General features: G+C 38.8%; 23 protein-coding genes and 2 pseudogenes. All 25 read left to right on the top strand.

Features of this window, described 5'->3' with window-relative positions; genetic code table 11:
• The first annotated feature begins 350 nt into the window (after positions 1-350).
• A complete protein-coding gene (ltrA, locus tag AS180_RS00590) occupies positions 351-2,174 on the top strand; it encodes a group II intron reverse transcriptase/maturase (RefSeq protein ID WP_025908950.1) in 1,824 nt (607 codons plus the stop codon).
• A gap of 112 nt (positions 2,175-2,286) precedes the next feature.
• Positions 2,287-3,174 (top strand): annotated as a pseudogene (polC, locus tag AS180_RS00585) (PolC-type DNA polymerase III); the annotation flags it as partial.
• Positions 3,175-4,156: 982 nt separating this feature from the next.
• Entirely contained in the window at positions 4,157-4,279 is a 123-nt protein-coding gene (locus tag AS180_RS23775; protein ID WP_258954098.1) for a hypothetical protein, read from the top strand.
• Positions 4,255-4,770: pseudogene (locus tag AS180_RS00580) on the top strand (helix-hairpin-helix domain-containing protein); the annotation flags it as partial. The gene AS180_RS23775 and the pseudogene AS180_RS00580, both read left to right, overlap by 25 nt.
• Positions 4,771-5,163: 393 nt before the next feature.
• Positions 5,164-5,634: a ribosome maturation factor RimP gene (gene rimP / locus AS180_RS00575; RefSeq protein ID WP_025908947.1), complete on the top strand. Its 471-nt coding sequence runs from the start codon at positions 5,164-5,166 to the stop codon at positions 5,632-5,634.
• 41 nt (positions 5,635-5,675) lie between these two features.
• Positions 5,676-6,791 (top strand): transcription termination factor NusA, encoded by a 1,116-nt coding sequence (nusA, locus tag AS180_RS00570; protein WP_025908946.1) that lies wholly within the window; start codon positions 5,676-5,678, stop codon positions 6,789-6,791.
• Positions 6,792-6,803: 12 nt separating this feature from the next.
• A complete protein-coding gene (gene rnpM, locus AS180_RS00565) occupies positions 6,804-7,079 on the top strand; it encodes an RNase P modulator RnpM (RefSeq protein ID WP_025908945.1) in 276 nt (91 codons plus the stop codon).
• Entirely contained in the window at positions 7,076-7,384 is a 309-nt protein-coding gene (locus AS180_RS00560; RefSeq protein WP_078989371.1) for a YlxQ family RNA-binding protein, read from the top strand. The genes rnpM and AS180_RS00560 overlap by 4 nt, the downstream gene beginning before the upstream one ends.
• A gap of 20 nt (positions 7,385-7,404) precedes the next feature.
• A complete protein-coding gene (gene infB, locus AS180_RS00555; protein ID WP_025908943.1) occupies positions 7,405-9,447 on the top strand; it encodes a translation initiation factor IF-2 in 2,043 nt (680 codons plus the stop codon).
• A complete protein-coding gene (locus AS180_RS00550) occupies positions 9,444-9,722 on the top strand; it encodes a DUF503 domain-containing protein (RefSeq protein ID WP_025908942.1) in 279 nt (92 codons plus the stop codon). Before infB ends, AS180_RS00550 begins: the two co-directional genes overlap by 4 nt.
• A gap of 115 nt (positions 9,723-9,837) precedes the next feature.
• Positions 9,838-10,203: a 30S ribosome-binding factor RbfA gene (gene rbfA, locus AS180_RS00545; protein WP_025908941.1), complete on the top strand. Its 366-nt coding sequence runs from the start codon at positions 9,838-9,840 to the stop codon at positions 10,201-10,203.
• Between the two features lie 101 nt (positions 10,204-10,304).
• Entirely contained in the window at positions 10,305-11,219 is a 915-nt protein-coding gene (gene truB / locus AS180_RS00540; protein ID WP_025908940.1) for a tRNA pseudouridine(55) synthase TruB, read from the top strand.
• A gap of 28 nt (positions 11,220-11,247) precedes the next feature.
• Complete coding sequence (ribF, locus tag AS180_RS00535; RefSeq protein ID WP_025908939.1) at positions 11,248-12,204, top strand: bifunctional riboflavin kinase/FAD synthetase; 957 nt, start codon at positions 11,248-11,250, stop codon at positions 12,202-12,204.
• Positions 12,205-12,350: 146 nt separating this feature from the next.
• Entirely contained in the window at positions 12,351-12,620 is a 270-nt protein-coding gene (gene rpsO / locus AS180_RS00530) for a 30S ribosomal protein S15 (protein ID WP_025908938.1), read from the top strand.
• A 171-nt stretch (positions 12,621-12,791) separates the two neighbouring features.
• A complete protein-coding gene (pnp, locus tag AS180_RS00525) occupies positions 12,792-14,918 on the top strand; it encodes a polyribonucleotide nucleotidyltransferase (RefSeq protein WP_025908937.1) in 2,127 nt (708 codons plus the stop codon).
• Between the two features lie 120 nt (positions 14,919-15,038).
• Positions 15,039-16,010 carry a polysaccharide deacetylase family protein gene (locus AS180_RS00520; RefSeq protein WP_025908936.1) on the top strand — a complete coding sequence of 324 codons (972 nt, stop codon included), beginning with the start codon at positions 15,039-15,041 and terminating at the stop codon, positions 16,008-16,010.
• 71 nt (positions 16,011-16,081) lie between these two features.
• Complete coding sequence (locus tag AS180_RS00515) at positions 16,082-17,326, top strand: M16 family metallopeptidase (RefSeq protein ID WP_025908935.1); 1,245 nt, start codon at positions 16,082-16,084, stop codon at positions 17,324-17,326.
• 121 nt (positions 17,327-17,447) lie between these two features.
• Entirely contained in the window at positions 17,448-17,591 is a 144-nt protein-coding gene (locus tag AS180_RS22035; protein ID WP_156413415.1) for a hypothetical protein, read from the top strand.
• A gap of 125 nt (positions 17,592-17,716) precedes the next feature.
• Entirely contained in the window at positions 17,717-17,950 is a 234-nt protein-coding gene (locus tag AS180_RS00510; RefSeq protein WP_035320336.1) for a YlmC/YmxH family sporulation protein, read from the top strand.
• 230 nt (positions 17,951-18,180) lie between these two features.
• On the top strand, positions 18,181-19,080 hold the full coding sequence (dpaA, locus tag AS180_RS00505) for a dipicolinic acid synthetase subunit A (protein WP_025910561.1): 900 nt from the start codon (positions 18,181-18,183) through the stop codon (positions 19,078-19,080).
• Positions 19,080-19,673 carry a dipicolinate synthase subunit B gene (locus AS180_RS00500; RefSeq protein ID WP_025910560.1) on the top strand — a complete coding sequence of 198 codons (594 nt, stop codon included), beginning with the start codon at positions 19,080-19,082 and terminating at the stop codon, positions 19,671-19,673. Before dpaA ends, AS180_RS00500 begins: the two co-directional genes overlap by 1 nt.
• 185 nt (positions 19,674-19,858) lie before the next feature.
• The gene (gene asd, locus AS180_RS00495) at positions 19,859-20,902 is read left to right on the top strand and encodes an aspartate-semialdehyde dehydrogenase (RefSeq protein ID WP_061784560.1); all 1,044 of its coding nucleotides are present in this window, start codon (positions 19,859-19,861) and stop codon (positions 20,900-20,902) included.
• Positions 20,903-20,942: 40 nt separating this feature from the next.
• Positions 20,943-22,169 carry an aspartate kinase gene (gene dapG, locus AS180_RS00490; RefSeq protein WP_061784559.1) on the top strand — a complete coding sequence of 409 codons (1,227 nt, stop codon included), beginning with the start codon at positions 20,943-20,945 and terminating at the stop codon, positions 22,167-22,169.
• A gap of 80 nt (positions 22,170-22,249) precedes the next feature.
• Complete coding sequence (gene dapA / locus AS180_RS00485; RefSeq protein WP_025910557.1) at positions 22,250-23,122, top strand: 4-hydroxy-tetrahydrodipicolinate synthase; 873 nt, start codon at positions 22,250-22,252, stop codon at positions 23,120-23,122.
• Between the two features lie 152 nt (positions 23,123-23,274).
• Positions 23,275-24,936, top strand: a complete 1,662-nt coding sequence (locus AS180_RS00480) for a ribonuclease J (protein ID WP_025908580.1) — start codon at positions 23,275-23,277, stop codon at positions 24,934-24,936.
• Positions 24,937-25,077: the final 141 nt, after the last annotated feature.

The following is a 25,077-nucleotide window of genomic DNA, read 5'->3' as shown; positions in this document are numbered from 1 at the left end:
CCATACTGTGTTACAGGCACAGTCAAGCTCAACGGGATTTAGGGGGAACCTAAGTAGATTATGTAAAGATAGAAATAGTGGAACGTGAGAAGCTTCCAACACATCAGAAGGTTGCACTTCGTTAAAAGTGTTTCTATGGAAAAGTAACAGCTATAACATAGATTTATGGAAGTGGCAGTGATGCCGTAGTACCGCTTACAAGATTGCCTATGATGACTGAATAACCAATAAGTCGGAGGATAAAACACTCTTGAGGGAAGGGCATTAGTCGTTAACGTCGAAACAAACCTACAAAAGTCAGGTTCTAGTAAGACTTAAAGAAACGAAAACTTTCGAGAGGAAGTGATTAGTTGACTGACTTAATGATACAAAAGTTGAGAAATAACGAATACTTTGGTATGCAAGACCGGTTGGATAATCTTTATGAAGAAAGCGCAAATGGTAGATACTTTAAAAACCTTTATGATTTTATTGTATCGGAAGAGAACATTAGATTAGCATATCGAAATATCAAAAGTAATACTGGAAGCAAAACAAAAGGCACAAATGGACATACCATTAAACATTTACAAAGAATGGATATTAACAAGCTTGTTGCAATAACAAGAAAAAGACTTAAATACTACGAACCACATTCTGTTAAAAGGGTATTGATACCTAAACCTAATGGCGATAAGAGACCACTTGGAATTCCCACAATAGAGGACAGATTAATTCAACAGATGTTTTTGCAAATTCTTGAACCTATTGTGGAAGCAAAGTTTAACTCAAATAGTTTTGGGTTTAGACCGAAAAGAAGTACCCACGACGCTTTGGCTAGATGTTATCATCTAGTAAATCACAGCTTCAATCATTATGTGGTTGATGTAGATATAAAAGGATTTTTCGATAATGTTAATCACACCAAGCTTCTCAAACAACTATGGACCATCGGGATACGGGACAAAAAAGTATTATCAATTATTAAGAAAATGCTGAAAGCCGAAGTCAAAGGAATTGGAGTACCAGAGAAAGGCACGCCACAAGGCGGGATATTATCACCACTACTCGCAAATGTTGTATTAAACGAGTTAGATTGGTGGATATCAAACCAATGGGAAACAAAACCTACGAAAATATCTTATAAATTAAAACGAAACAAAACAGATGCTCTTAAAAAGACGAAACTCAAACCGATGTACCTAGTAAGATATGCGGATGACTTTAAAATCTTTACGAATTCATACAATAATGCCAAGAAAATCAAAATAGCCGTCGAAAAATGGTTACAAGAAAGACTTGGCTTAGAGACAAGCAAAGAGAAAAGCAAAATCACAAATATCCGAAAAAATGGTACAGACTTCTTGGGAGTACGGTTCAGAGCCGTTAAAAAGGGAACTGGAAAAACAGGATATATAGTAAACTCAAAAATGTGTCCTAAATCTAAAAATAAGGTAGAAGAAGTAATTAGGCATAAGTTAGTAAAGATAAGAAAAAGTCCTACACCAGAAAAGATTATGATGTACAACGCCAATATCCTTGGAATGCAGAACTATTACAAAATAGCTACAAGAGTATCCCAAGACTTTAATGATATAAGGCATAGAGTACACAAAAATATTAAATCACTTTTATACAGAAATATTTTTAATTTTACTCAAGAGAAAAACAAAGTGATTGAAAAATTTTACACTGGTTACCGATGTCCTAGATTTAAAAGTAATGGCATTTTAGTATATCCGATGGAAGCAGTTAAACACGATATCCGAGGTCAACGCAAGCCAGAATTTACAATCTATAATGCTAAAGACCGAAAAGCCATTCACAAAGAGATTAAAAACGTATCCGTTACTGAAATTGAAATGTTTAGAAAAGGTACTTATAAGTCCAAGAGCGTAAAATACGAAGACAATCGTCTAAGTAAATACGTTGCCCAGAAAGGTTGCTGTGGAATAACGGGTGAAAGATTAACCCCGTTTAACGCAATATGTCACCACAAGAAACCAACTGCCCAAGGTGGAACTGATGACTACGATAATCTAATAATTATCAAAAAAGACTACCATATGTTAATTCATAATAACAATCCAACGACAAATCCAAAGTACAAAGCAATACTTGAAACTTTTGATTTAAAAGCAATTAAAAACCTAAATCAGTTAAGAACGGAAGTAGGAAATCCAAAACTTAGCTGAGTAACTTCGACAATGTTAACGATGGAACGCCGTATGACACTGAAAGGGTCACGTACGGTGTGAGATGGGGGAAAAGCTGGAGATAACTTCAAATGCTTACCTATCATCATACTTCTCTGGTGAATATCAGCCAAGAGCGCATAACTATACAAAAGTGCTGTTTGGAGAAGACAACGTATACCGTGCTGGAACAATCGGTACCGTTGCAGAGAAAACGGCGTATGGATATGTAAAGGGATACGCTGGAGATCATGAATTGCATTTGCGAAATGCGGAAGTTGATCGATTAGTAGCAGGGTGTACAGGAGTAAAACGAACAACAGGTCAGCACCCTGGAGGAATTATCGTTGTACCAGACTATATGGATATCTATGACTTTACACCAATTCAGTTCCCAGCAGATGATCGAAACTCTGAGTGGCGTACAACTCATTTTGACTTCCACTCTATTCATGACAATCTCTTAAAGCTTGATATTCTAGGGCACGATGACCCTACGGTTATTCGTATGCTACAAGACTTAAGTGGAATTGATCCAAAGACCATTCCGACAGATGACCCTGAAGTCATGAAGATCTTTAGCGGAACGGAATCTTTAGGTGTAACAGAAGAGCAGATTATGTGTAAAACAGGAACTCTTGGTATCCCTGAATTCGGTACTCGATTTGTTCGCCAAATGTTGGAGGATACAAAACCATCTACGTTCTCAGAACTTGTTCAAATTTCTGGGCTATCTCACGGAACGGATGTATGGCTAGGAAATGCGCAAGAGTTAATTCGTAATAATATTTGTAACCTAAGTGAAGTAATTGGCTGTCGTGATGATATTATGGTGTATTTAATTTATCAAGGGTTAGAGCCTTCCTTAGCGTTTAAAATTATGGAGTCAGTTCGTAAAGGGAAAGGGTTGACCCCTGAATTCGAAGAAGAAATGATTAAAAACGGCGTGCCAGATTGGTACATTGATTCGTGTAAAAAGATTAAGTACATGTTCCCGAAAGGTGCGACACGTTGCTCGTTTAACCCCAACAGAAATGTTGGATAAAGACAAGCCCGTGTAGATACAAAGACAGTAAATCTACATGAGAACTACATGAAATGAGTCGGAGGCGTGAAATCCCCTCCTACCGTAACAGGATACGGTGAAACCCCCTGAGCACCGCGACTTGCAGGAATGGTCTCCTGGCTTGAACTGTAAGAGAGCTCGCTAAGGTTCGTCTTAAAAGCGTGACACGTAGACGTGAGTAAAGGCGGGGGTCCCAAAAAGTGGCTATGGTGAGGCAACGAATCCTCGTATGGAAAGGCTCGTAAGGACAACTCAGTTGAGAAGCTGAGGCTATCGCTTGCGATGGAACATTTGCGGATTACCTATCTTTTGGGGGAATATCTGCGTTCAACCATTAAAGGTTGTTCGGCTGAAGTCTTTAAACTCCTGTTAGATTAAGCTAAATGTCGGGTCAGAGAGGACACCTAAGGTCACCACTAAAGAAGGGATAATTTCATGTGGAACGTGTGAAGGGTGTAGGATGGATGGCAGGAGCCAAGTGAAATCCCTGAGAGTAGGAAATGACTCTCTTCATACACCTGGCGGCAGCCCGTAGTAGTGTTGAAGCTTCTGTAATGGAAGTGGAGCGAAGGGGCATAGTCGGACTTAAGAAAAGGAGCAACCAACATTCACTAACTGCTAAGAAATTCCGTTGAGAGTAAAGTACCGAGATGCAAGTATCCTTGTGAAAGGAGCGAGCATCTATAAAACTTAGCATACCGAAATCGGAAGAGGAGTTTCAAGCTCTCAGAGATACAATATACGCGGTAACGAAAGCCGCAATCGCTGAGAGAAAGCAACCTAAGTTCCAAGGAATTATTGAAGTAGCTAGAAGCAATGAAGACAAGCTTCTTAGCTTAGGTTATAAGCAAAAACAAATTAAAAAGATACTTTCATTTCGGGAAAAATTAGTGAAGTAACATTTGGTTGTTGTTCGATGGAACGCCGTATGAATCGAAAGGTTCACGTACGGTGTGAAGCGGGGGAAAATGGAACCCAAACAGGTGAGGCTGAGGGGAATATTACCTATCGCTACCCCATGCAGCAGCATACGTTTTAATGGCTGTACGTATTGCGTATTTTAAAGTTCATCATGCGCTTTTATATTATGCAGCATATTTCACAGTACGCGCCGATGACTTCGATATTGACACAATGATCAAGGGTTCGACTGCTATTCGGGCGAAAATGGAAGAAATCAATGGTAAGGGACTTGATGCTTCTCCGAAAGAGAAGAACTTATTAACAGTGCTTGAACTTGCGCTTGAAATGTGTGAGCGTGGCTATTCATTCAAAAAAGTTGATTTGTATGAATCGAGTGCAGATGAGTTTATTATTGATGGTACATCGTTAATTCCACCATTTAATTCCATTCCAGGATTGGGTACTAATGCGGCTTTAAATATTGTGAAAGCTCGCAAGGATGGAGAGTTTTTATCAAAAGAAGATCTACAGCAAAGGGGAAAAGTATCAAAGACAATTCTAGAGTATTTAGACAATCACGGTTGCTTAGAAAGCTTGCCAGATCAAAACCAACTTTCACTTTTCTAACATTTGCATAAAATAAGCGGTTATGATATAGTGAATGTGGAAATGCTAAGGATACGGACGAGTAAAGAGTGGGGAAACCCGCTCTTTCTTATTGATATGAACTTACGAACTAGTAAGGAGTATGGGAAACGAATCGGCGGTTAGCATGATTCGTTTTTTCTGTACGTGCATGCTTTTTGACTCGAGACGTTCTAGCATCGAAACTTAAGTACCGGACTGTATCACGGCGATATGAATTGAAAACATTCATTATTATTTTCATCATTCTTACTCATTAGTATATCGTGCGTATGTACCAGCTTCATACTAGGTATTGAAAGGACAGTATCAAATGTGTCCACTCTTTTTTAGATAAGAGACATAGATTTTGTTGTCTCGAAAGGAGGATTAGAAATGGGCAAAAGCGTAAAAGAAACAGTAGAAGAAATGGTTACACCAATTTTAGAAGAAATGAACTTAGAGCTAGTGGAAATAGAGTATGTAAAAGAAGGGCGCGATTGGTTCCTTCGAGTTTTTATTGATTCTGAAACGGGTGTAGATATTGAAGACTGCGGAGCTGTAAGCGAAAAGCTTAGCGAGAAAATGGATGAAGTTGATCCAATCACACATAACTATTTTCTTGAAGTATCCTCTCCAGGTGCTGAGCGACCTTTAAAGAAGGACAAAGACTTTGAACGTTCAATCGGTAAGCATGTATACATAAAAACATATGAGCCAATTGAAGGAGCAAAGGAGTTTGAAGGCGAACTAGTAGCATTTGACGGTACAACAGTAACGTTATCAATTCGCATTAAAACACGTACAAAAACAGTGGAATTACCATATGAAAAAGTTGCGTTTGCTAGGCTGGCAATTGTGTTTTAACGCATTAGCAACTAGTGAATATTAAAGGGGGATTAACCAAAATGAGCAGTGAGTTATTAGATGCCTTGGTAGTTCTTGAAAAAGAAAAAGGCATTAGTAAAGATGTTATTATTGAAGCGATTGAAGCAGCGTTAATTTCTGCTTATAAGCGCAATTTTAATCAAGCGCAAAACGTGCGTGTTGATTTAAATTTAGATCGAGGAACAATGCGCGTATTCGCACGTAAAGACGTTGTAGATGAAGTGTATGATCCACGCTTGGAAATCTCAGTTGAAGAAGCCCAAGGGATTAATCCTAACTTTCAATTAGACGACGTTGTAGAAATTGAAGTAACGCCAAAAGACTTCGGTCGCATTGCTGCACAAACAGCGAAGCAAGTTGTAACACAGCGCGTTCGTGAGGCAGAGCGTGGCGTTATCTATTCTGAGTTTAGCGATCGTGAAGAAGACATCATGACAGGAATTGTTCAGCGTCAAGACTCACGCTTTATCTATGTAAGCCTTGGGAAAATTGAGGCTCTATTGCCACAAAGTGAACAAATGCCCAACGAACAATATAAACCACATGACCGTATTAAAGTGTATATCACAAAAGTGGAAAAAACAACAAAAGGTCCTCAAATTTACGTTTCAAGAACACACCCTGGATTACTTAAGCGTTTATTTGAAAAAGAAGTACCAGAAATTTATGATGGTACAGTTGAATTAAAGTCAGTTGCACGTGAAGCTGGCGATCGTTCTAAAATCTCTGTTCACTCAGAATATGCTGAAGTAGATCCAGTCGGTTCTTGTGTAGGACCAAAAGGTCAACGTGTTCAGGCTGTTGTGAATGAATTAAAAGGTGAGAAAATTGATATCGTTCGCTGGTCAAATGACCCGGTAGAATTTGTGGCAAATGCATTAAGTCCATCAAAAGTATTAGAAGTAATGGTGGATGAAGAGGAAAAAGCAACAACGGTTATCGTGCCAGATTACCAGCTGTCATTAGCAATCGGTAAACGTGGACAAAATGCACGTTTAGCAGCTAAGTTAACAGGATGGAAAATTGACATTAAGAGTCAATCCGAAGCCGAGCAAGAAGGTATTTATATTCAAAAAAGTGATGACATGTTAGTGAGTCAACATGCATTTGATTCAGACGAAGATGACATGGAATAAGAGGTGAGCCAAATGAACAATCGTAAAAAAGTCCCGATGCGAAAATGTGTGGCCACTGGTGAAATGATGCCTAAAAAAGAGCTAGTACGCGTTGTACGCTCTAAAGAAGGTGAAGTTTCGGTTGACTTAACGGGTAAAAAGTCCGGGCGCGGTGCCTATTTAAGTAAAGATAAAGAAGCCATTTTATTAGCAAAAAAGAAAAATGTCTTATCTACTCACTTGAGCGCACCGATTGAAGATGCAGTTTATGATGAATTGTTGACGCTTGTAGAGAAGGAGAAGCAATGACATTGAATAATGAAAAGTGGCTCTCTTTTTTAGGACTTGCAAATCGAGCACGTAAATTAATTTCTGGTGAAGAGCTTGTAATAGGAGAAGTGCGCAAAAAAAAAGCAAAGCTTGTTCTTTTAGCCGGTGATGCATCAGATAACACAACAAAAAAAGTCATCGACAAATGCACGTATTATCAAGTTCCGGTTCGAACCGTTGTGGATCGCTACGTTTTAGGAGAAGCAATCGGTAAAGATGCACGTGTTGTCGTTGCAGTGATGGATAGTGGCTTTGCCAAAAAGCTAATCACGATGCTCGATTAATCTTTTTGGGGGTGAAAATATTGAGTAAAGTTCGCGTACATGAATATGCAAAACAATACAATATTTCAAGCAAAGACGTTATAGAAAAATTAAAAGAAATGAATGTTGAAGTGTCTAACCACATGACAACGTTAGAGGATGAGCATGTGAAAAAACTAGATGCAGCACTAAATAATAATTCAAAACCAAATAATAATGATAAAAAAGGCAACAAAAAGCCAGCAAAACCTGCTGCCAACAAAGGTGGAAAAGGTAATAGAAAGCCTCAGGGAGGAAAAGGAAGACCGGCTCCGGCACAACCAAAAGAACTTCCTGAAAAAATCACATACTCTGAAAGTTTAACAGTTTCTGAATTGGCAAAAGAGTTAGGCAAAGAGCCTTCAGAGATTATTAAAAAGCTGTTCATGGTTGGGGTTATGGCAACAATCAACCAAGAGCTTGAAAAAGAAGCAATTGAATTAATTGCTGGTGAGTATGGCGTAGAAGTGGAAGAAGAAGTTGTGTTAGACGCAACTGATTTTGAAGCAATGGAAATCATTGACGATGAGAAAGACCTTCAAATTCGTCCACCAGTTGTTACAATTATGGGTCACGTAGACCATGGTAAAACAACGCTATTAGATTCAATCCGTAACACGAAGGTAACGGCTGGAGAAGCTGGTGGAATCACGCAGCATATCGGTGCTTACCAAGTTGTGGTAGAAGAGAAGAAGATTACGTTCTTAGATACACCAGGACATGCCGCGTTCACAACAATGCGTGCGCGTGGAGCAAAAGTAACAGATATTACAATTCTTGTTGTTGCAGCTGATGATGGTGTAATGCCACAAACAATTGAAGCAATTAACCACGCGAAAGCTGCTGAAGTACCAATTATCGTAGCTGTTAATAAAATGGATAAAGAAGCAGCAAACCCAGACCGCGTTATGCAAGAACTAATGGAACACGGATTGGTAGCGGAAGAATGGGGTGGCGATACAATCTTCTGTAAGCTATCTGCTCTATCAGGAGAAGGTATTGACCAGCTTCTTGAAATGATCCTATTGGTAAGTGAAGTAGAAGAATTAAAAGCAAACCCAAATCGTCGTGCTGTTGGAACGGTTGTCGAAGCACAGCTTGATAAGGGCCGCGGTTCAGTAGCTACTTTACTTGTTCAAAATGGAACACTAAAAGTTGGAGATCCAATCGTTGTCGGAAACACGTTCGGTCGTGTTCGTGCAATGGTAAACGACATCGGTCGTCGCGTGAAAGAGGTTGGTCCTTCAACTCCAGTTGAGATCACAGGTCTAAACGATGTACCGTTAGCTGGTGACCGCTTCATGGTGTTTGAAGATGAGAAAACAGCTCGTCAAATCGGTGAGCTACGTGCTCAAAAGCAGCTTGAACAACAGCGTGGTGAAAAAACGCGCGTAAGCTTGGATGATTTATTTGAGCAAATCAAGCAAGGTGAAATGAAAGACTTAAACATAATCGTAAAAGCTGACGTACAAGGTTCTGTTGAAGCTTTAGCAGCATCTTTACAAAAGATTGATGTTGAAGGCGTAAACGTACGCATCATTCACACTGGTGTAGGTGCAATTACAGAATCTGATATCATCTTAGCAACAGCTTCTAATGCAATCGTAATTGGATTTAACGTACGTCCAGATGCAGGTGCAAAACGCACGGCAGAAGCTGAAAAAGTAGATATTCGTCTACATCGTATTATCTACAAAGTGATTGAAGAGATTGAATCAGCGATGAAAGGAATGCTTGATCCTGAGTTTGAAGAAAAAGTTATTGGTCAAGTTGAAGTTCGTCAAACGTTCAAAGTATCTAAAATTGGTACAATTGCCGGCGGTTACGTCACAGAAGGTAAAATTACGCGCCACAGCAGCATCCGTTTAATTCGTGATGGTATCGTTATCTTTGAAGGTGAAGTTGATGCCCTAAAACGATACAAAGATGATGCAAAAGAAGTAGCTCAAGGCTACGAGTGTGGTATTACAATTAAAAACTTCAATGACATTAAAGAAGGCGATGTTATTGAAGCATATGTAATGGAGCAAATCGATCCTAAGTGATTGGATTAGTGGAATGTGAATGTTTAATTTATAACGCGGCCTCACTAAAGGATAAGCGAGCGGTTTTACAGCGGATTTTAATGCGCCTAAAACAAAAGTATAATGTATCGGTATCCGAAACAGATTTTCAAGATGTGTGGCAGCGTACAAAAATTAGCATAGTTGCAGTTTCATCTAGTCGCGTCGCAACGGAACAAGAATTACAAAAAGCAATTGCTCTAATGGATTCTTTTCCAGAAATCGAACGCACTATTACAACCTTTGATTGGTTATAATACCGATTATAAGCAGAAAATTTTTCTGTTGATGAAGTGTTGGAACCAATTGGATTTTTCAAGCTGATTTAATAGCAGTCAGCCTGTTGAAGTGGTATAAAAGGGGTGACACAGTATGAAAATTAGAGCAACTAGAGTCGGTGAACAAATGAAAAAAGAGCTAGGTGAGATTTTAAATCGAAAGATTAAAGATCCACGCATCGGCTTTGTAACGGTTACGGACGTTCAGGTTTCAGGCGATTTGCAGCAAGCAAAAGTATATATCTCTGTATTAGGAGATGCTGAGCAGCGTGAGAATACGTTAAAAGGTCTTGCAAAAGCAAAAGGCTTTATTCGCTCAGAGATTGGTCAGCGCATTCGCTTACGTAAAACACCTGAAATTACATTTGAATTTGATGAGTCAATTGATTATGGTAATCGGATTGAGTCGTTACTTCATGAAATTAAAAAAGAAAGCAACGATGAGCAAGACCATAATTAATGGATGATTAGGGTGCTCAAATGAGCATGATAAAGGGTGTCTCAACAAGTACATGTGCTTTTTGAGGCACCTTTTTTATGGAGGAAAAGGAGTTGAGTAAGTTGGATGGTGTTTTAGTTTTAAATAAGCCAGCGGGGATGACGTCTCATGACTGTGTCTTTAAAGTTAGAAAGTTACTAAAAACAAAAAAAGTAGGTCATACGGGCACGCTTGACCCAGATGTAACAGGTGTACTCCCCATCTGTATCGGTCGCGCAACCAAAATTGTAGAGTATTTAACAGGTGCAACAAAAACGTATGAAGGGGAAGTCACTATTGGTTTTTCTACCACGACGGAAGACTCATCTGGTGATGTGGTGGAAAGAAAAGAGATAAATGCGACGTTTACGCGTGCTCAAATTGAAGAGGTTCTTAAATCCTTAACGGGGACGATTGAACAAGTTCCTCCCATGTATTCAGCCGTAAAAATTAATGGTAAAAAGTTATATGAATACGCAAGGCAAGGGATTGAGATTGAAAGACCTGTGCGTACTATTCAAATTTATCAGTTTGAACTTCTTGATGACCGAGATGTATTTACGGGCGAAAACATTTCATTTCGCTTCCGTGTGACCTGTAGTAAAGGAACGTATGTTAGAACACTTGCTGTTATGATCGGTGAGAAACTTGGTTACCCGTCTCATATGTCTTATTTAAAAAGAACAGGATCGGGTCAGTTTTCTTTAGAGGATTGCTTAACGTTTGAACAGATTGAACTAGCAGTAAAAGAAGGAACAATTCAATCACTTTTACATCCTATTGAGCGTGCGCTCTTTCATTTGCCGAAATTCAAAATAAATGATACATTAGCAGAGAAAGTGAGAAACGGTGCGGTATTACCATGTCCAGAAGATGAATCTTTACTCGAGGGGCAATTTCTAATGGTGGATTCAGCTGGAAAATGCATGGCGATTTATGCGCAGCATCCCACAAAAAAACATTTAATTAAACCGGTAAAAGTCTTAGCAATCGACTGAATTGGTTAAGGAAAAGGTGAAGTGCGTTTTGGAAACGATAGAGATTCGACATCCACATCATTTAGGACGAGAGGTTGTACAGCGTTCTGTTTTAGCTCTTGGATTTTTTGATGGTGTACATTTGGGGCACCAGCAAGTGATTAAAACAGCAAAGCAAATCGCTGATGAGAAAAATGTAGCGAGCGCAGTGATGACTTTCACACCTCATCCATCCGTCATTCTTGGGAAAAACGTTCAGCACGTTGATATGATTACACCTTTAGAAGAAAAAAAACGACTTATTAAAAAACTGGGAATTGACTTTTTATATATAGTGCATTTCGATCGGGCGTTTGCATCTTTATTACCACAAGAGTTTGTTGATCAGTATATTATCGGCTTAAACGTAGAGCATGTTGTGGCAGGATTCGATTATTCATATGGTAAGCTAGGAAAAGGGACGATGGAAACGTTACCTTTTCACTCTCGTTCACAGTTTACGCAGACGGTCGTAGATAAGCTAACAACAAATGAAGAGAAAGTAAGCTCAACGTTAGTTAGACAATTCTTAGCTGATGGTGAAATGGAGAAAGTGAAATTGCTGCTTGGACGTAATTATGAAGTAGAAGGAACGGTCGTTCATGGTGAAAAAAGAGGCAGGCAAATTGGGTTTCCAACGGCAAATGTTTCCTTAGCCGCTGATTATCTCTTGCCAAGAACAGGCGTATACGCAGTGGAGTTAGAGCTAAATAATCAATGGTATCAAGGAGTATGCAATATAGGATATAAACCAACATTTCATGAAGACTTAAAAAAGCCCACAATTGAAGTGCACCTTCTATCATTTAATAAGCAAATTTACGGTGAGCATGTAAGAGTTCGTTGGCATAAGCTCATTCGTAGTGAGCGCAAATTTTCTGGAATTGAAGCGCTAATTGAACAAATTTCATTAGATAAAGAAGAAGCAAACCAGTACTTTTTAGGTGTTTCAAAAAACGTACAATAAACTAAAAGAAAAAGCAGAGATTTTCTTGCTTTTTTGAAAAGAAAGTAGTAATATAACACTTGTATGCAAAACAACCATTGCTTGGCATGACGATTCACCAACGTCTTGCTCGGTAACTGGGGTTTATAAACAAGGAGGTGAATAGGATGGCTATCACACAAGAGCGTAAAAATGAAATCATTAATGAGTACAAAACTCATGCAAACGATACTGGATCTCCAGAGGTTCAAATCGCTGTCCTAACAGAGCAAATTAACAATCTAAACGATCATTTACGTACTCACAAGAAGGACCACCACTCTCGTCGTGGACTTCTAAAAATGGTAGGTAGACGTCGTAACTTACTTAACTATCTTCGTAACAAAGACGTTACTCGTTATCGTGATCTAATCAACAAGCTTGGTTTACGTCGATAATAAGAAGAAAGCGGGAGCATTCCCGCTTTTTTAGTATGTACATTTAGATGTTTTGAAAAGATGCTACATAATGTGAAAAAAGCTATTGTTTTTTAGTATTTCGTTTATAATAAAACTATCACATTTATTTACATACATATATTTTATATGTAGAGAGGGGTACTCGTCGATATGGAACAAGAAAAACGAGTGTTCTCCATGGAACTAGCCGGTAGAAGGCTAGAGGTTGAAGTTGGTCAATTAGCAAAGCAAGCTAACGGAGCAGCACTGATTCGTTATGGAGACACAGTAGTATTAAGCACGTCAACAGCTTCAAAACAAGCGAAAGACGTAGATTTTTTTCCTTTAACAGTTAACTATGAAGAGCGTTTATACGCAGTTGGTAAAATTCCAGGTGGATTTATTAAGCGTGAAGGTCGTCCAAGTGAGAAAGCTATTTTAGCTAGCCGCTTAATTGACCGTCCAATTCGTCCGCTATTCGCAGATGGATTCCGTAACGAAGTACAGGTCGTAAGTGTTGTAATGAGTGTAGATCAAAATTACTCGTCTGAAGTTGCCGCTATGTTTGGTTCTTCTTTATCACTTTCTATCTCTGATATTCCATTCGAAGGCCCAATTGCTGGGGTTATCGTAGGGCGTGTAGACGGTAAATTTGTTGTAAATCCAGGTGTAGAAGACCAAGAAAAAAGCGATATTCATTTAACGGTTGCTGGAACAAAAGACGCTATTAACATGGTTGAAGCTGGTGCAGATGAAGTACCAGAAGAAGTGATGTTAGAAGCAATTATGTTTGGACATGACCAAATTAAGAAGTTAATTGAATTCCAAGAAGAAATTGTTGCAGCTGTTGGTAAAGAGAAAATGGAAGTGCAACTTTATACAGTAGATGCAGACTTAGAAAGACAAGTGCGTGAAATTGCAGAAGCAGACATGAACCGAGCTGTTCAAGTTCAAGAAAAGCATGCTCGTGAAGAAGCAATTAGCGAAGTAAAAGCAGCGGTAATTGCGCAGTTTGAAGAGCAACAAGTTGAAGCTGATGTATTAGGTCAAGTCAGTGAGATCTTATCTAAGCTTGTTAAAAGCGAAGTGCGTCGTCTAATTACAGAAGAAAAAGTGCGTCCAGATGGTCGAAGCATTGACGAAATTCGACCATTATCATCTGAAGTTGGCTTATTGCCGCGTACACACGGCTCTGGGTTATTCACGCGTGGACAAACGCAGGCACTTAGCATTTGTACACTAGGAGCGCTTGGAGATGTGCAAATTCTAGATGGCTTAAGCGTAGAAGAATCTAAACGCTTTATGCATCACTATAATTTCCCTTCTTTCAGCGTAGGTGAGACAAGACCAATGCGTGGACCTGGACGTCGTGAAATCGGTCATGGAGCACTTGGTGAACGTGCATTAGAGCCTGTTATTCCAACAGAAAAAGATTTCCCATACACAATCCGCCTTGTATCTGAAGTGTTAGAATCAAACGGTTCAACGTCTCAAGCAAGTATTTGTGCAAGTACGCTTGCAATGATGGATGCTGGGGTTCCAATTAAAGCTCCTGTAGCGGGTATTGCAATGGGTCTTATTAAATCGGGTGAGCATTACTCAATTTTAACTGATATCCAGGGAATGGAAGATCACTTAGGTGATATGGACTTTAAAGTAGCGGGAACAGCAAAAGGTGTTACTGCGTTACAAATGGATATTAAAATTGATGGCCTATCTCGTGAAATCTTAGAAGAGGCTCTTCAACAAGCACAAAAAGGACGCATGCAGATCTTAGATCACATGATTTCTACAATTAATACACCTCGTGAAGAGCTGTCTCAGTACGCTCCGAAAATCTTGACGATGGCAATCAATCCAGACAAGATTCGTGATGTTATTGGACCAAGTGGTAAACAAATTAATAAGATCATTGAAGAAACTGGTGTTAAGATTGATATTGAACAAGATGGTACAATCTTTATCTCATCAATTGACCAAGAGATGAACCTAAAAGCGAAGAAAATCATTGAAGATCTTGTTCGTGAAGTTGAAGCTGGACAAATGTATCTAGGTAAAGTTAAACGCATCGAGAAGTTTGGTGCATTTGTTGAAATTTTCAGCGGTAAAGATGGCCTTGTTCATATTTCTGAGCTTGCTGAAGAACGTATTGGTAAAGTGGAAGACGTTGTTGCTATCGGTGATGAAATTCTTGTAAAAGTAATGGAAATCGACAAGCAAGGTCGCGTTAACTTATCAAGGAAAGCAGTTCTGAAAGAGCAAAAAGAAAAAGAAGAGCAGGCAAAAGAAACAAAATAATTGCCTTGTTATTCCCCCACGCAGTCTAACTGATGTGGGGGTTTTATTACATTGGCTTGAAGACGCTGTTCTACCTTGTCCTTTTTCTACATACTTTGTATGGAGAAGGGGGAAGGATAAGTGAAACGTTCAATCATTCAATTTACTGCATTTTTATTTTTACTTGCAATTACATATAAATCAATTTATAATCCGTTTGCTACTGATTATGTAGAAGCATTTCAGACAACGGTTGAGCAAGCTGGTGTCGAAAGAAACGACCTATATCAGAAGATTGCCGAGAAAGCAAAGATATATAACGTTAAGCCTTCTAATGCAGCCATTGACCCAGTCTGGAAGAAAACGCCGGGTTACAATGGAATCGCTGTAGATGTAAAGGCTTCCTATGAGAACATGAAAAAAAGCGGTAAGTTTAATGAAGACAAGCTGGTTTATAAACAAATAAAGCCAAAGGTGCATTTAGATGATCTTCCATCTGAAGCTATCTATCGAGGACACCCTGAAAAGCCTATGGTATCGTTTACGATAAATGTGGCCTGGGGAAATGAATATTTACCAGATATGCTTCAAACTTTAAAGAAGCACGATGCAAAAGCAACGTTTTTTTTAGAAGGAAGATGGGTTAAAAATAACCCTGAGTTGGCAAAGATGATTGTAGATGAGGGACATGAAGTTGGAAATCATTCCTACTCGCATCCTAACATGGCTACATTATCATCAGGACAAATTGTTGATCAATTAAAGAAAACGAATGAAGTAATTACGGCTACTACTGGTAAGAAAGTAAAGTGGTTTGCGCCCCCAAGCGGTAGCTTTCGAAAAGAAGTAGTAACGTTAGCTTCAGAGCAAAAAATGAGTACAATTATGTGGACAGTAGATACAATTGATTGGCAAAAGCCAACAAAAGATGTGCTGATTAATCGCGTGATGAAAAAAATTCATCCAGGTGCAATCGTGCTGATGCATCCTACTGAGGCTACAGCGAATTCATTGGATCAGCTGTTAACGGATATTGAGAAAAAAGGGTTAGATGTTACGACGGTAACGATGCTGCTTGATGAAGAAAGAATGGTCAGTTATCGTAAAGATTAACGGATATCAAGCGTATTTTTCTTATAAACGTATCTCATTAAAATGAAGCAAATGACAAAGGAGGAGTTAGCTTGATTACTCGACATACATGCAAAAATGGTGTGCGAATTGTGCTTGAAAATATCCCAACGGTTCGTTCGGTAGCGATTGGAGTTTGGATTGGGACTGGTTCTCGAAGTGAACATCCAGAAATTAATGGTGTCTCACATTTTTTAGAGCACATGTTTTTTAAAGGTACTAAGACACGCTCTGCTCGTGACATTGCAGAGAGCTTTGATCAAATTGGAGGACAAGTTAATGCCTTTACATCAAAGGAATATACTTGTTACTATGCAAAAGTGTTAGATGAACATTCCAATCAAGCGCTTGATGTGCTAGCAGATATGTTCTTTAACTCTGCTTTTGATGAAGAAGAGTTAGCTAGAGAGAAAAATGTAGTATACGAAGAAATTAAGATGTATGAAGATACCCCAGACGACATCGTACATGACTTATTAGGTAAAGCTGTGTATGGTGACCATCCGTTAGGATATCCAATTTTGGGAACGGAAGAGACGTTAAAAACGTTTAACGGTGATTCGCTTCGTAGCTATATGGAAAAAATGTACATTCCTGAAAATGTTGTGATTTCAGTAGCGGGTAACGTAGATGATTCTTTTATTAAAGAAGTTGAAAAGTATTTTGGTACATACACTTCATCATATGATGCCCATCAGTATGTACAGCCAGCTTTTCATACAAATCACATCGCTCGCAAAAAAGATACAGAACAAGCGCATTTATGCTTAGGTTTCGAAGGGCTTCCAATTGGTGGAAAAGATGTGTATAGCCTAATCGTTTTAAATAACGTATTGGGAGGAAGTATGAGCAGTCGCTTGTTCCAAGAGGTACGAGAGCAACGTGGATTAGCTTATTCGGTCTTCTCTTATCATTCTTCCTACCGTGATAGTGGCCTTGTGACTATTTATGGTGGAACAGGTAGCAATCAGCTTGATGTGCTGTATGATACAATTCAAGATACGCTTACAGAGCTTACAGACACAGGGATTACGGCGAAAGAGCTTGCTAACAGTAAAGAGCAGTTAAAAGGAAACTTAATGCTGAGTCTAGAAAGCACAAATAGTCGTATGAGTCGTAACGGAAAAAATGAACTAATGTTGGGTCATCATCGCTCATTAGATGAAATTTTAGATCTAGTTAACAATGTGACAATTGACAGCGTTAATTCATTGGCACGTTCTATTTTTAAAGATGATTTTGCACTATCTTTAATTAGCCCTAGCGGTGAAATGCCAAAAGGATTGAATAAAAAATAAGAGTACGAAAGCGGCTGGAACATAAGTATTTCAGTCAATGATCTATCCGAACTATTGAGAGTTAACGACTCTTTTATAGTTCGGATTTTTTGTTGATTAGGAAACTAATTTTAAAGAATTAGTGGAATGGAGCGTAAGGCATGTGACTCCTAGGGGGACTAGAGGAAGAGATGAGACTCCGCAGCGAGGAGGCTCAGATTCCTCCCTGCGGAAAGCGAGTGTCCGTAGCGGAATGGAACGAAACGAACCTGTTATTATAACCTAACTACCTTAGAAAAGACATAACTCGTCTTTGAGAAAGAAACATTTCGTTTTGTCCCACACTTTTTTATTTTCTTGTCATGTTTTTACTATGTTCATTGATAAACTAGTTATAAGGGGGAGAGGTTTATGAGGTTAAGTGAACTAAGCGGTAAGGAAATTGTGGATTTAAAGCGAGCTGAACGCCTTGGCGTACTGGGGCAAACGGACTTAGAATTTAATGAGCAGGGCCAAATAAAAGCGCTATTAATTCCTTCTATGAAATGGTTTGGTTTCCGAAAGCAGGGTAGTGATGTAAGAGTACCATGGTCTCATATTGAAAAGATAGGAACCGATATGGTTATAGTTAATTTAGAACAATAAGAAAATACATCGATTGAATAGTAGAAAAGCATGGCTGTTAGTAGCCATGCTTTTTTTGGACTCGAATATTTGTCATACAATGCGGAGAAAGATTCACCGATTCTCAGTTGTTTACATACTATGTTGAAGAAAATGCAATAGGTATCTAATGGTAATGAATGATTCTATGATATCTATAATTTTAAAGAACTAGACGTCTCTATTTAATATTAAAGAAGGTGAACAGACACATGTTAACGGATTTGCACATAGCTGTCATTGGTGGTGATGCAAGACAGCTTGAGGTCATACGAAAGCTCATCCAATTAGATGCAAAAACATCGCTTATAGGGTTTGATCAGCTTGATCACGGCTTTACTGGTGCGACTAAATATCAAATTGATGAACTAAATTTTTCCGATGTCGATGCCATTATTTTGCCTGTACCAGGTACAAATCATGAAGGGCAAGTCGATACCATCTTTTCAAATGAAAAAGTAATTTTAACAGAAGAGATCTTAGCTAGTACTCCTGCGCATTGTACCATTTATTCAGGAATTAGTAATGATTATTTAAATAGCCTTGTTCAAAAGACAAATCGAACACTCATTCAGCTGTTTGAGCGTGACGATGTTGCTATCTACAACTCAGTTCCAACAGTTGAGGGGACAATTATGCTGGTCATTCAACATACAGATTTTACAATACATGGAGCGAATATATCCGTTCTTGGATTAGGAAGAGTAGGAATGAGTGTGGCGCGCTCGTTTGCAGCATTAGGAGCAAATGTAAAGGTTGGTGCGCGTAAATCAGAGCATTTAGCACGCATTAGCGAAATGGGGTTAACACCGTTTCATTTAAACGATTTAGCTCAAGAAATAACGGATAGTGATATTTGTATTAATACGATTCCATATCCGGTTTTGACATCTAGTGTCTTAGCCAATATTCCAACGCATGCTCTTGTAGTGGACCTTGCATCAAAGCCTGGAGGTACTGATTTTCGCTACGCTGAAAAAAGAGGAATTAAAGCGATTCTAGCACCGGGACTTCCTGGAATCGTGGCACCAAAAACAGCAGGACAAATCGTTGCCAATGTCATTGTGACGTTACTGAAAGAAGCTGCTGATCAAAGGGAGGAGAAACAATAATGTCACTTAAAGGAAAACGAATTGGTTTTGGTTTAACGGGCTCTCACTGTACGTACGATGCAGTAATGCCAGAAATTGAAAAGCTTGTCAATTTAGGAGCAGAAGTAATGCCTGTGGTATCTTATACTGTTCAATCAACAAATACACGTTTTGGAGATGGCGAAGATTGGATTCGAAAAATTGAAGAAGTTACCGGGAACTCTGTTATCAATACCATTGTAAAAGCAGAGCCATTAGGACCCAAAATTCCACTTGACTGCATGGTGGTTGCTCCAATTACTGGAAATACAATGAGTAAATTTGCGAATGCTATGACCGAATCCCCAGTTCTAATGGCTGCAAAAGCAACGCTACGTAATAATAAGCCTGTTGTCTTAGGTATTTCAACCAATGACGCATTGGGTCTAAATGGTGTAAACTTAATGCGACTAATGGCTACTAAAAACATTTACTTTATTCCATTTGGTCAAGATGATCCTATTTCAAAGCCAAACTCAATGGTAGCTCGTATGCCGATGCTTTCTGATACGGTGTATGCGGCATTGGAAGGGAAACAAATTCAACCTGTTGTCGTGGAGCGTTTTCGCGATTAAGAAACAAAGTAGCGCGCCGCATCATAAAGTAATTTTAAGAATATATTTCTGTCAAAGGTGAAAAAAGAAGAGAAGATTTTAAAATCTTCTCTTCTTTAGCGCAATAAAATAAGGTATTATGTTAAAATAGTCAGTATATGCAGAAAAATGTTGAGTAGTTGAAAATTGTTGGAGGCGGTATTAAAATGACAAGAGAATTACATGTAGCAGTAGTAGGAGCAACAGGTGCAGTAGGACAACAAATGATAAAAACTCTACAAGAGCGTAATCTTCCAATTGGCAAATTAACATTATTATCTTCAGCTCGTTCAGCGGGTAAGAAAGTCACTTATAATGGAGAAGAAATAATCATTCAAGAAGCAAAGCCAGAGAGCTTTGAAGGAGTAGATATTGCTTTATTTAGCGCAGGAGGAAGCATTTCCAAGGCGTTAGCACCGGAAGCAGTGAAACGTGGAGCGATTGTAGTTGATAATACAAGCGCATTTCGTATGGATGAAAACGTACCTTTAGTTGTGCCAGAAGTAAACGAAGAAGCACTAAAAGCACATAATGGAATCATTGCAAATCCAAACTGTTCAACGATTCAAATGGTAGCAGCACTGCAGCCACTGCGTGAAAAATACGGTTTATCTAAAGTGATTGTATCGACGTATCAAGCTGTTTCAGGTGCTGGTGCCGCAGCAATTAATGAATTAAAGGAACAAGCACAAGCAATCCTGGACGAAAAAGAATTCACGCCAGAAATTTTACCAGTTGGTGGGGATAAAAAGCATTACCAAATTGCTTTTAACGCTATTCCTCAGATTGATAAGTTCCAAGATAACGGCTTTACATTCGAAGAAATGAAAATGATTAACGAAACGAAAAAAATTATGAGCATGCCTGAACTACCAGTAGCTGCTACTTGTGTTCGCTTACCGGTTGTTACAGGACATTCAGAGTCAGTTTATATTGAAATTGAAAACAATGATGCAACGGTAGCTGATGTGAAAAAATTACTAGCTGATGCACCTGGTATCGTTTTACAAGATGACCCAGAGAATCAAGTATATCCAATGCCTGCAGACTGCGTAGGCAAGCGTGAAGTATTCGTTGGTCGTATCCGTAAAGATTTAGATCACGAAAATGGCTTCCATATGTGGATTGTATCTGATAACTTATTAAAAGGTGCAGCTTGGAATTCTGTACAAATTGCAGAGTCACTTATTAAGCTTGGCTTAGTAAAATAAGCGCAACTAGCGTGTTTCAGAGTATTAATGAGGTGTAAGTATGAAAATCATCATCCAAAAATTTGGAGGAACTTCCGTTCGTAATGAACAAGGAAGAGAACGTGCTATTCATCATCTGAAAAATGCACAAAAAGAAGGTTACAAAGTAGTGGTAGTTGTATCTGCAATGGGACGTAAAGGCGAACCATATGCAACGGATACGCTGTTATCACTTGTGAATGGTAATAAGGCTTCTGTGAATAAACGAGAGTTAGATATGTTAATGGCTTGTGGAGAATTAATTTCTTCCGTTGTATTCACTAACTTATTAAACGAAAATGGCATAAAGGCTACAGCTCTAAATGGTGCTCAGGCTGGTTTTATCACGAATAGTGATTTTACTAATGCCAAGATTATTGAAATGAAATGTGACCGTATAATAGAAGAATTAGAAGAGTATGATGTCGTGGTAGTAACAGGCTTTCAAGGAGCAAACGAAAGCGGTGATACAACAACGTTAGGTCGAGGAGGTAGCGACACGTCTGCTTCTGCTTTAGGAGCTGCATTACAAGCTGAATACATTGACATTTTTACAGATGTCGAAGGGGTAATGACAGCAGATCCACGCATTGTTGAAGATGCAAGACCGCTATCGGTTGTGACATATAATGAAATTTGTAACATGGCATATCAAGGTGCGAAGGTTATTCATCCAAGAGCTGTTGAAATTGCTATGCAGGCCAAAGTACCAATGCGCGTACGTTCAACCTATGCTGACTCTGAAGGTACACTAGTGACTTCCCATAGTGCGGCTCAACAGCGTGGAAGCGATGTCCAAGAGCGTCTTGTAACAGGCATTGCTCACGTATCCAATGTGACACAAATTAAGGTATTCAGTAAGGACGGTTATTACGACACGCAGGCTGAAGTATTTAAAGCTATGGCTCAGGAAAAGATTAGCGTGGACTTTATTAATATTTCACCAAAAGGTGTTGTGTACACTATTACTGAAGAATCAACAGATAAAGCGATTGCGGTTTTACAAGAGCTTGGTTACGAGCCTTCTGTTATCCGCAATTGTGCTAAGGTATCTATCGTAGGTGCAGGGATTGCCGGTGTGCCTGGCGTAACGGCTAAAATTGTAACGGCGCTTGCAAGCGAAGGAATTCAAATTTTACAATCAGCTGATAGTCACACAACAATTTGGGTACTTGTAAAAGAAGAGGATTTGAAGAAAGCAGTTAATGCACTTCACCGTGCTTTTGATTTATCAAAAGTAACTCAATAAAGTAAACAGACTCCATCAATTAAATATTGTTGATGGAGTTGTTTACCAATGGAGATAATTGAACGTCAAGGAGTGAAGACATGATTGATTTTGGTAAAGTAGCAACGGCTATGGTAACCCCTTTTGATCATAAGGGAAACATTGATTTTGAAAAAACAACACAGTTAATTAACTATTTGATTGAGAATGGATCAGATTCTTTAATCATTGCTGGAACAACGGGTGAATCACCAACGTTATCCACAGAAGAAAAGCTAGCTCTATTTAGACACTCAGTTAAAGTAGCGGCAGGTCGTGTTCCAGTAGTAGCTGGAACTGGTAGTAACAACACGTATGCATCGATTGAGCTAACAAAAAAAGCTGAAGAAATTGGCGTAGATGCTGTAATGATCGTTGCGCCGTATTACAATAAACCAAATCAAGAAGGTTTATATCAGCATTTTAAAGCAATTGCAGAGAGCACAAAGCTTCCTGTGATGCTTTATAACATTCCAGGTCGCTCTGTTATTAACATGGAGCTTACTACCATTGTACGCTTGTCAGAGCTTTCAAACGTAGTAGCAATTAAAGATGCAAGCGGAGATCTTGACGCTATGACAGCTATTATTAACAATACAGCTGATGACTTTGCGCTTTATAGTGGCGATGACGGTTTAACGTTGCCGGTATTATCAATTGGTGGTAATGGTATTATTTCTGTGGCGTCTCACGTATTAGGTAACGAGATGCAAGCGATGGTATCAGCATTTGAGACGGGTAAAGTAAAAGAAGCAGCTCAACTACATGGTAAATTATTGCCTGTTATGAAGGCTCTTTTCTCTGCTCCAAGCCCAACACCTGTAAAAACAGCTCTGCAGTTTAAAGGCTTAGACGTAGGATCTGTACGTTTACCACTTGTTCCTTTAACTGAACCTGAGCGTGAATCATTACGAAAAATGCTTAACACGCTATAATAAAAAGCCTCCTCATTCATAAAAGAATGCAGGGGGCTTTTTTATTCATTAGAAAAGCATGGATGAAATTTCTTGTATTCCAATTCTGTCATCAGTTATAATGAAGACAAATGAGATTATGGACGGGTCTATGATTTTGGGAGGAAACGGAATTGGATAAAAAGACAGAAAATATTAAAATTTCAGCTTTGGGTGGTATAGGAGAAATCGGTAAAAATATGTACATCGTTGAGGTGAACGACGATATCTATGTACTAGATGCAGGAGCAAAGGTTCCAGGCGGGGATATGCTTGGAATTGATATGGTGATTCCTGATATTTCGTATTTAATTGAAAATAAGGAACGTGTAAAAGCTATTTTCTTAACGCATGGTCACGAAGAACAAATTGGTGCTATTCCATTTATTTCAAAAAAAATTGAAGTGCCCGTATATGGAACGGAATTTACCCTTGCGTTAGTAAAAGAAAGAATGAAAGAGGTTGGACTAAATAGTTTCTCATTGTTAAACGTTATCAGTTCATCGACACGTCTTTCGTTTGAGAACGTAAGCGTTTCATTTTTCCGAACAAACCACAGTATTCCTGACTCAGTAGGCATTTGTTTGCATACTTCACATGGCGCAATCGTACATACAGGAGACTTTATTTTCGATCAAAATCGTTTGTCAAAAAAACCTGATATTGGAAAAATGGCGATGATTGGTGAGCAAGGAGTATTGTGCTTGCTATCTGATAGTATCAATGCTGAAAAGCCTGGATATACAACATCTGAAGCTGTAATTGGTCAAGAGGTTGCTTCGCTGTTCCATCATACAAAAGGACGAATTATTGTAGCGACATATAGCTCAAACATTCAGCGGATTCAGCAGGTAATTCAGGCAGTGTATGAAACCAATCGCAAGCTAGTTGTAGTTGGAAAAAGTATGATGAAAACAATTGAAATCGCAGTGGAACTTGGACACTTATCAATACCCGAAGATTTAATTGTCCCTGTGCAAAAGCTTCGCGATATTTCTGAGCACGAAACGGTTGTGCTAACGACAGGGCATCAAGGAGAGCCAATGGCAGCATTACATCGCATGGCCAAACAATCTCATAAATTTATTCAAGTGAAAAAAGACGACACGGTGCTAATTGCTGCAACACCAATTCCGGGCCATGAAGTAATCTTTGCAAAAGTAATCGACATTATTAGTCGCTTAGGAGCAAACGTCGTTCATAGCCAAAAGCAAGTTCACGCTTCTGGGCATGGCAGTCAAGAAGAACTAAAATTCATGTTGAATTTAATGAATCCTAAATACTTAATCCCTGTAAACGGCGAATATCGTATGCAAAAATCACATGAAAAAATTGCAAAGGAAATAGGCTTAGGTGATGATGAAATTTTTGTACTTGATAAAGGTGAGGTAATTGAGTATAAAGACGGTCGCATGCAGCCATCAGGACGTATCTATGCAGGAAATACGTTAATAGATGGACTAGGTGTGGGTGACATTGGTAATATTGTCTTACGTGATCGTCGCTTGCTATCACAAGATGGAATTTTAACAGTGGTGGTTACAATCAATAAAAAGCAGCGTACTGTTGTGGCAGGACCGGAAATTATTTCTCGAGGGTTTGTATATGTAAGAGAATCGGAAGCTCTACTTACAGAGGCAGGAAAAGTGGTTGAAGAGATTTTAGCAAAGTGCATGGAAGAAAAAGTGATTGAATGGTCATCTTTAAAATTAAAAATGCGCGAAGCGTTAAATCAGTTTTTATATGAAAAAACAAGACGTAAACCGATGATTTTACCAATTATCATGGAAATATAAGAGTTAAGAGGCTGGAAGGTAAAAGCTAATGACATGAGGCTGGGACATAAGTAATTCAGCTAATGATAAACCTGAACGATTGAGAGTTTCTCACTTTTAATCGTTCAGGTTTTTTGTTGATTGTGAAAACAATGTTGGAAA

Origin of the sequence: Priestia veravalensis, assembly GCF_001457055.1 — a bacterium.
In the GTDB taxonomy this organism is placed as follows: domain Bacteria; phylum Bacillota; class Bacilli; order Bacillales; family Bacillaceae_H; genus Priestia; species Priestia flexa.
The sequence above is the reverse complement of the archived record's forward strand: the minus strand, read 5'-3'. Positions and strand labels throughout refer to the sequence as shown.

Excerpts from the sequence above, each read along its gene's own strand:
- AS180_RS23775 (WP_258954098.1), top strand. The coding sequence starts at position 4,157 with ATGGAACGCCGTATGAATCGAAAGGTTCACGTACGGTGTGAAGCGGGG.
- rimP (WP_025908947.1), top strand. The coding sequence starts at position 5,164 with ATGGGCAAAAGCGTAAAAGAAACAGTAGAAGAAATGGTTACACCAATT.
- nusA (WP_025908946.1), top strand. The coding sequence starts at position 5,676 with ATGAGCAGTGAGTTATTAGATGCCTTGGTAGTTCTTGAAAAAGAAAAA.
- rnpM (WP_025908945.1), top strand. The coding sequence starts at position 6,804 with ATGAACAATCGTAAAAAAGTCCCGATGCGAAAATGTGTGGCCACTGGT.
- AS180_RS00560 (WP_078989371.1), top strand. The coding sequence starts at position 7,076 with ATGACATTGAATAATGAAAAGTGGCTCTCTTTTTTAGGACTTGCAAAT.
- rbfA (WP_025908941.1), top strand. The coding sequence starts at position 9,838 with ATGAAAATTAGAGCAACTAGAGTCGGTGAACAAATGAAAAAAGAGCTA.
- rpsO (WP_025908938.1), top strand. The coding sequence starts at position 12,351 with ATGGCTATCACACAAGAGCGTAAAAATGAAATCATTAATGAGTACAAA.
- pnp (WP_025908937.1), top strand. The coding sequence starts at position 12,792 with ATGGAACAAGAAAAACGAGTGTTCTCCATGGAACTAGCCGGTAGAAGG.
- AS180_RS00510 (WP_035320336.1), top strand. The coding sequence starts at position 17,717 with ATGAGGTTAAGTGAACTAAGCGGTAAGGAAATTGTGGATTTAAAGCGA.
- dpaA (WP_025910561.1), top strand. The coding sequence starts at position 18,181 with ATGTTAACGGATTTGCACATAGCTGTCATTGGTGGTGATGCAAGACAG.
- AS180_RS00500 (WP_025910560.1), top strand. The coding sequence starts at position 19,080 with ATGTCACTTAAAGGAAAACGAATTGGTTTTGGTTTAACGGGCTCTCAC.
- asd (WP_061784560.1), top strand. The coding sequence starts at position 19,859 with ATGACAAGAGAATTACATGTAGCAGTAGTAGGAGCAACAGGTGCAGTA.
- dapG (WP_061784559.1), top strand. The coding sequence starts at position 20,943 with ATGAAAATCATCATCCAAAAATTTGGAGGAACTTCCGTTCGTAATGAA.
- dapA (WP_025910557.1), top strand. The coding sequence starts at position 22,250 with ATGATTGATTTTGGTAAAGTAGCAACGGCTATGGTAACCCCTTTTGAT.